The following is a 7162-nucleotide window of genomic DNA, read 5'->3' as shown; positions in this document are numbered from 1 at the left end:
CTGCAGGCATACGCAGACACCCAGAGCAGCCCGCTCCATGCAGGCGGCCGTTGCATGCGGCCGGTCTTTGCATTGAAAGCCGAGGCCCCGCGATCCCAGACTGCTGCGGAAGATTACTCCCGTGATCCGGAAGGTAAATGCCGCCAATTGGCGTATGCGAAACTTAGGACCCGTGGGGCGGTAGAACGCGCGGCAGCGCTGCTCTCGCGGCGTCGACAAATGACGTTTGCTGTTCCAGCAAGGCCTGCCGTCCGCGGATGATCGCCAGGTTCTGCTCGAGAGTACCGATCTGCGCGGACATGCGTTCGGGACTCTCGCCATTTTCCATCGCTTCCAGGGCGAACGCAGCACAGTCCGTGACCCTTTCCACGCAAGGGCGCAGTGCCGCGATTTCCTTCTCGATGTCCATCTGAATGACCTCCAGAAGACGGGTCAGGCGACCGAACCGCCGTTGGTCGACATTCTGGCCGAATGGGAACCTGAATGCGGTCAGCGGCATGTTGCAGCCATCTTTCTCGTTGCACCCGAGAGGGGACGCACCTTGCAGAATACAAGACTCTCATGCTTGCACGAGACATCCTTTCGGTCATCGGCGGGCATGCTCATATTGGATGAGGGGTGGCAGCTAGGGCGATAGGGCTACTCGAATTCATGAAGGCGGCCACGTGCGGCGCGTGTTACGACTGTTGGCGCTAAACTGCGGAGCGGAAATCGTGACCGTGAACATAGTCGGACACGCGAGTCCAAACACATTCGCCTTCAAAACCAGTGCCCCGATCAAAGCCACGGGCTTTCAGGACGGCACCTGGGGCCTGGGCGTCGTCGAACAAAGCGGAGATCGTCCTGGTTGTGGAAAGCCTGTGTCGCCAGAGCGGCGCCGAGAGATACACGAGGCTCTCGATGGCGTGCTGGGCGGCAATCCAGAGGTCGGAGCCTACAACCAGACATTCTGAGAGGAATTGGACCATGTCTGACCGGATCGTAAGTTTTGTCATGAGCGGGGGGGTCGGCTCACGGCTGTGGCCGCTCTCGCGCGAAGACAACCCCAAGCAATTCCACGATCTTTCGGGGGATGGCTCTATGCTTGCCAAGACTGTTCGTCGCCTTAAGGCGCGGCCGGACGGAGAGACGCCGATCTACCTGATAGCCTCCGAACGGCATGCCGAGCGCGTTATCTCGGACCTAGTACCGCTCGGCCTGAACGGCGGCAGACCGATCTTCGAGCCGGTCGGCCGCAATACCGCGGCCGCCGTCGCCATAGCCACCCTGCAAACGATCTCCGAATATGGAGCCGACGCCCTTGTGCTCGTGGTCCCCTCCGACCATCAGATATCGACGACAACGCAATTCTGGGAAACCGTCAAGGCCGGCGTGCCTGCCGCCGATTCAGGAAAGATCATCGTGTTCGGGATCAAGCCGACGCATCCCGAAACCGGATATGGTTACATCGAGACCACGGCAGATGCTGACGCAGTAGCCTCGGTTTCGCGCTTTGTCGAAAAGCCGAACGCCAAGTCGGCTCGCAAATACATGTCTTCGGGACAATTCTACTGGAACGCCGGCATTTTCCTCTTTCGAGCCGACACCATGCGGGAGGCTTTTCTCGAGTTCCAGCCCGACATCTGGGACGCCGCGGAACGGGCTTACAAGGGAGCGCGGACCGACGTCTCGGGCCTTTATTTGACACAAGGCTTCTACTTGGCCGTCCCCTCGACCTCGATCGACTACGCAATCATGGAGCATGCGCGCGACATCGCAATGGTTAGGGCCTCGTTCCACTGGACCGACCTTGGCTCATGGCAATCCCTAATGGAGGCCAGCCCCACGGACAGCAACGGCAATGTCACAATGGGCGATATCGTCGCCATCGATTGCCAGGACTCTTACTTCAGAAGCCAGGGCAGACTGCTGACCGTCGTCGGGATGAAGGATGTTGCGATCGTGGCGACGCCAGATGCGGTATTCGTCGCACCCGTCAGCCACAGCCAGAACGTGAAAAAAATCGTCGAACAGCTGGAGAAGAGCGGACGCCTCGAAACGAAATTTACTGCCTCCGAAGACCGGATCATCATCAGTGGCTCATGGCGCAAGCGCGTGGAGCACTGGCTCTTCGAAGAAACCCTGCCGCTGTGGTCCACCGCTGGCGTCGACGATGTTTACGGCGGCTTCCATGAGGCCCTGGGCTTCGATGCGAGGCCATTGGGCAAACCCAAGCGCATGCGCACTGCGGCTCGCCAGATTTACGCTTTCGCAGTCGCCAAGGAACGTGGCTGGACTGGTCCGGCGGACAAACTCATCAAACACGGTATCGACTTCATCGCAAGATTCGGCCGCACGAACCGCGGCGGGTGGGTGCGAACTCTCAATGCCAACGGCAGCGTGGCCGACCCGACCGAGGACGCCTACGACCATGCCTGCGTGCTCCTGGCGCTGGCTCAAGCTCACCGATGCGGACACCACGATGCCCTGAAACTGGCACAACAGACGTTTCGTTTCATCGACGCCCACCTCGAGCACGACAGTCTGACCGGGTTCCTCGAGAGCCCCGGCTGGAACGGTGCGCGGTCTTCGAACCCACACATGCACATGCTGGAATCATTTCTTGCCTGGTATGGCGCCACGGGCGACCGTGAATATCTGCGTCGGGCAGCACGCATCATCGATCTCTTCCGGAGCCATTTCTTCGACCAGGAAAGCTGGACGGTTGGGGAACGTTTCGACGCCGATTGGTTGCCGTTGCAGGGAGATGAAGGACAGTGGACCGAACCGGGGCATCACTTCGAATGGGCTTCGCTCCTTGTCGATTTCGCAAGAGCGAGCGGCCAGAAAGACTTGGTCGCCTACGCAAGGAAGCTCTATTCATCGGCGGTCGCCCGTGGATTGAACCGGACAACAGGTCTGGCTTTCGCTGCCGTATCGCGGCAGGGAATCCCTCTCGACCGGCTCTCCCGCAGCTGGCCGCAATGCGAAGCCGTCAAGGCAGCCGTAGCCTTGGATGGCATTGGCGGGCCTGACCTGAAAGCTGAGATCGAAGCCCGTGTCGCGCGCCTGTTCAGATGGCACATCGATCCCGCGCCGCTTGGCTTGTGGATCGACAGGATTGACGAGCGCGGAAGGTCACTGGCAACGGAGGTGCCGGCGAGCATCTTCTACCATCTGGTGACGGCATTGATGCAGTATCTGGACAAGACCGCAGGCCAAGTCGAACCTTTCCCGCTTCCTGCTTCGGACGTGAGCAAGACGGGTTTGAGGCAGGTACTGGGTCGCTCCTGATGCGACGATCCTGAGATACGGTGTTCGTGCCGAACCGTGGTTGGCGAAGGTCGTCTGCACCGAACCTTGACGACCGCAGATATCGGCTCCTGGCGTGGCCGCTAAGGCACAGCCTTGGCCGCGCGCACCGGCAACGCTCGCTTTCCCCCGGTCGTCGGCCGCCGTGAGGCTGCCGGTGCTGCCAGGAGTTCCGAGGCAATGAATATGAGGTTCTCGCCGTTGACGAGGCTGTCGATCTTCCTTCCGCTCAAAAGCGAGTAGACGAAAGTGAGGCAGCCTCGGCCGGGAAACATAAAGTCGTGTGGTTCCACGATGATGCACGGCACATGCTTGAGGACCTTGCCGCAGTCTCGTGTTGCCTCCAGCTCCGCGCCTTCAATGTCCATCTTAAGCATCAGCAATTTCGCCTTGGGCAGTCTGGCAAGAAGGCCCCGTAAGGTGACCGACGGCACGCCTTCTCCGTCTGCCACGCCCCGTGCCCACGATGGGCGCTCGCTGTTGACAAGTGCAACTTCGCCCTCGTGGCACCAGAGTGCGCCGTAGACAGACATGATCCGCTCTAGACCGGCGCAGTTCGAGAGTAAGACTTCATGCGTTTGGCGATCCGGTTCGATGGCCATCACCACAGCATCAGGATACTGGTCTCTGAGGAAAATCGACGAGTAGCCAACGTTAGCGCCGGCATCCACGATAACGGGTATGATCCCCCTCCGTCTCCATCCTGCCGCGAGCCGGTTGAGCGCGCTCTGTCCACCCTTTCCAATTTCATATTCGCCGTGCCCAAAAATTTGTGACATGACAAACAAGTCGCTGTCGGTAGGCCTGATCAGCAATTCATGATCGCCACAGCGAACTTTCATCGCCGAGCCGATCCCGAGTGCGCGGCGAAGGAGTACTGAGACCAGTTTCCTCCAGCCGATGGCGCGCGCGAGCCCGTCAATGTGATAGAGCTTGGCGTAGAACGTCCGGTTCATCGTCGCAGTATCACCTGAGGATGTGCCAATCTCCATACACCCTTAGGGAGTAGCCAGGCCGGCTCGCCACCGAAGCAAATTGCCCGCACACACCCCCCGCATGCATATTCCTGCCATCATGCCCTCCCCGGTTCGGTCGTAGGCATGCTTCCTGCGCCGCTTATCAGCAAGGTACCGCAAGGTGATAGCGACGTCGTAGCTACGGCAAATTCGGTAGCACTTGCCTCTGTGTCGCTGCCTCAAAGCGGGATAGTATGCTTTGGGAAGATGCCTGACGCCACATTGAACGACCTCTCCCGATCATGGAAATGCGGTTAATTCGTCAAGGCGTTGTAACTTTGAGACGTGAACCATCTTGTCCGAACGGTTGAGACGCAACGATGGCCAAAAAAAAAGTCCGTGCGAGACCCAGCAGTGACCTTCTGAAACTGCTTGCCACAAGGCCTAGAGCGGTGGCGCTTGCTGCGCTGCACGTGAGTGAATCCGTGCTGCTGGAACTCGAAGCGTCCGAGCTTTTGTCAGCAGCAGAGATTAGAGGGCTACTTAAGGACGCGTCGATGACGTTACGAAATGCCGCCGAGCAAGCGGACAATCGCAGCTGCCTCGTCGCCAGCGAAATAGTCGATTCCATGCGGGAAAATTTCAAGAGAAATAAGACTTAACCTTGTAGCCATCGGCCGACCGGGAAAAACTTGTTATCTTCAACCAAAACTGCCGTTGCCACGTCATCGATAGTGCATTGGAGCATATTCTTCACATCAATTTTAATGTACGGTGTATGCGAGGGAGGTAGTTCGGGCAGTAGTTGGGCGGGGTTGCTTCTGAATGACGCCACATCCATTTTTGCGCGGGAATGAAAAACGCCTGTCGTATGAGGACGATACGGCGCTGATCAAAAGGCTGGGATTCACGCCGAAGCGCTATCTGGCGGAGACGGTCATCGTCAATCAGGGCGAGGATTGCGATCGCATGTTCATTGTCGAGTCGGGCTGGGGGTGCCTTTCTCATGAACTTGCCGGCGGGCAGCGACAGATTCTAGATTTTGCACTGAAAGGCGACATCGTCCTAACTCAGTCCTACTCGGGCAGGGCTCTTGAAACGTTTGTGGCTCAAACCGAAATTTCAGTTCTGGTGGCTTCGACCAAGACATTTGCCGTTGCGGCCATGCAGTCGCCCCATCTGTTCTCCCTTGTTCTCGAAACCCTCGTGCACAATGCAGCGGTTGTCGCTCAACATCTCACCAATGTGGGACGACGCAGCGCCTTGGCGCGGACGGCGCATCTCTTCCTCGAACTGATGACGCGTCTGGAACGAATCGGCTCTGTCACGCGCAACAGCTATGAATGCCCTCTCACCCAGTACGATCTGGCGGACGCACTGGGACTCACTCCCATTCATGTCAACCGGATGCTGCGGGAACTGCGCGAGCGCAAGTTTCTCGAATTTCGGCAGGGCCACGTTCGTGTGCTCGATCAGCAGGGCCTGACTAAGTTTGCTGGATTCGAGCAGGAATATGTCGACGGTTGAGACGTCCCGGCATGCGATGGCAAGCAATCTTGCTCCCCGGTAGCGGCAATCGGGCAAGATCGAGGACGGGCTTTCCCGGGCAGCATCCACTTTCCGGCGGCGGATCTGTTCCGTCTGGCCCGCTCCCTATCCCGACTGGCGTCCGCCGGCCAGGCGCCGGCCAATTCAATCTCGGTTTCTTGGCGCGATCTCTTCGCGGTTGCCTAAGCGACACCGTCCTTGGCGTTCCGCTGCAGCGGCGAGTCCGCTCGGCCCAATTTGAGGACCACAATCAGGAGCGATAATTGGTGCTCGCTGCTCGGATCCTAAACAGAGCGTAGCTCTTCCACCAGACCTATGGCCCCCGCAGAGCCAGCCTTCGAGGCAAAATATGAGAGTTCATTCGCCGCTTCCTGAACACCCTGCGCAAATGCTCGCTCGAGCCAAAGGCGGCCTGCTACCGGGTTGTGTTCCCCGGCACGACCATTGCAGAGATAGCCCCCGAGCATGAGCTGGGCATAGCCATGTCCCCGCTCGGCGGCGGCGGCGAACCATTTCTGCGCTGCGACCGGGTCGAAGGACAGACCTTGGCCATTCGCGTACTGGGCACCGATCGCAAACATAGCCCCGGCGTGCCCGGCTGCGGCTGCCCGCTTGAACCACTGCGCGGCAGCCTGAGGCAAACAGGCGCCGCCACGTCCGTTGAGAAGCATTTCGGCAAACGCCACCTGCGCGTCGACCATGCCAGCATTGGCCGCCCGCTCAAACCAGCAACGGGCTTGTTTCAGATCGGCAGCCACGCCGCGCCCATCCTGAAGCATTCGCGCGTAGGCATATTGCGCATCGGCCACGCCTTCGGCTGCCCGCCTCACCCATCGGGCAGCTTGCTCCTCGTCCTTTCGCACGCCGACGCCCTCGGCAAAGCAGAGGCCGAGGTTGAACGCTGCAATCAGATCGCCCGATGAGGCGGTCGCCTCGAACCATCCAGCAATGCTGGCGCGGTCGCCAGGCTCGCCTGCTCCTTCGATAACCAGATTGGCAAAGTCGACCTGCGCTTGCTGATTTCCCGCATTTGCGGACGTACGCAGCCAGCGCGCTCCCTCTTCGACGTCCCGTGCGACTCCGTTTCCGGAAAGATAAAGCGATGCCAACGCACGGGCGGCAGCCTGATGGCCGGCATTTGCCGCCCGTCGGTACCATGTTGCGGCGTCCGCATAGTCTGGCGGCGAACTCTTCACATGCCGATCGCCCAGACGATAGGCTGCCTCAATATTTCCTGCCAATGCGGCCCGCCGCATCCACGCCTCGCCGGCGGCGATATCTTGCCCTGCAAGGCCACCATCGATGAGCGCCGATCCCAACCGGAATTGGGCTGAGGGCAAGCCTTTCTCCGCGGCAAGCTGATACAG

The 7162-nt window shown here is 59.5% G+C and carries 7 protein-coding genes; 4 read left to right on the top strand and 3 right to left on the bottom strand.

Annotation, left to right across the window (positions count from 1 at the left end):
- Nucleotides 1-163 precede the first annotated feature (163 nt).
- Nucleotides 164-499 carry a hypothetical protein gene (locus tag EN943_RS08865; protein WP_024505421.1) on the bottom strand — a complete coding sequence of 112 codons (336 nt, stop codon included), beginning with the start codon at nt 497-499 and terminating at the stop codon, nt 164-166.
- Nucleotides 500-713: 214 nt separating this feature from the next.
- Here EN943_RS08865 and EN943_RS08860 point away from each other — a divergent pair, with 214 nt between their 5' ends.
- Both EN943_RS08860 and EN943_RS08855 read left to right on the top strand, forming a co-directional pair.
- Complete coding sequence (locus EN943_RS08860) at nt 714-953, top strand: hypothetical protein (RefSeq protein ID WP_127402622.1); 240 nt, start codon at nt 714-716, stop codon at nt 951-953.
- A 13-nt stretch (nt 954-966) separates the two neighbouring features.
- On the top strand, nt 967-3273 hold the full coding sequence (locus EN943_RS08855) for a mannose-1-phosphate guanylyltransferase/mannose-6-phosphate isomerase (RefSeq protein ID WP_127412299.1): 2307 nt from the start codon (nt 967-969) through the stop codon (nt 3271-3273).
- 101 nt (nt 3274-3374) lie between these two features.
- Here EN943_RS08855 and EN943_RS08850 read toward each other — a convergent pair whose 3' ends face one another.
- Nucleotides 3375-4247: an FkbM family methyltransferase gene (locus tag EN943_RS08850; protein WP_024505424.1), complete on the bottom strand. Its 873-nt coding sequence runs from the start codon at nt 4245-4247 to the stop codon at nt 3375-3377.
- A 380-nt stretch (nt 4248-4627) separates the two neighbouring features.
- Here EN943_RS08850 and EN943_RS08845 point away from each other — a divergent pair, with 380 nt between their 5' ends.
- Complete coding sequence (locus tag EN943_RS08845; protein WP_024505425.1) at nt 4628-4909, top strand: hypothetical protein; 282 nt, start codon at nt 4628-4630, stop codon at nt 4907-4909.
- A gap of 163 nt (nt 4910-5072) precedes the next feature.
- A complete protein-coding gene (locus tag EN943_RS08840; RefSeq protein WP_127412298.1) occupies nt 5073-5774 on the top strand; it encodes a Crp/Fnr family transcriptional regulator in 702 nt (233 codons plus the stop codon).
- A gap of 305 nt (nt 5775-6079) precedes the next feature.
- Here the strand turns inward: EN943_RS08840 and EN943_RS08835 are convergent.
- The coding region (locus EN943_RS08835; protein ID WP_164778126.1) for a tetratricopeptide repeat protein at nt 6080-7162 on the bottom strand (1083 nt) is incomplete at its 5' end.

Origin of the sequence: Mesorhizobium sp. M7A.F.Ca.US.006.01.1.1 (assembly GCF_003997935.1) — a bacterium.
Classification (GTDB): domain Bacteria; phylum Pseudomonadota; class Alphaproteobacteria; order Rhizobiales; family Rhizobiaceae; genus Mesorhizobium.
The sequence above is the reverse complement of the archived record's forward strand: the minus strand, read 5'-3'. Positions and strand labels throughout refer to the sequence as shown.

Excerpts from the sequence above, each read along its gene's own strand:
- EN943_RS08865 (WP_024505421.1), bottom strand. The coding sequence starts at position 499 with ATGCCGCTGACCGCATTCAGGTTCCCATTCGGCCAGAATGTCGACCAA.
- EN943_RS08855 (WP_127412299.1), top strand. The coding sequence starts at position 967 with ATGTCTGACCGGATCGTAAGTTTTGTCATGAGCGGGGGGGTCGGCTCA.
- EN943_RS08850 (WP_024505424.1), bottom strand. The coding sequence starts at position 4,247 with ATGAACCGGACGTTCTACGCCAAGCTCTATCACATTGACGGGCTCGCG.
- EN943_RS08845 (WP_024505425.1), top strand. The coding sequence starts at position 4,628 with ATGGCCAAAAAAAAAGTCCGTGCGAGACCCAGCAGTGACCTTCTGAAA.
- EN943_RS08840 (WP_127412298.1), top strand. The coding sequence starts at position 5,073 with ATGACGCCACATCCATTTTTGCGCGGGAATGAAAAACGCCTGTCGTAT.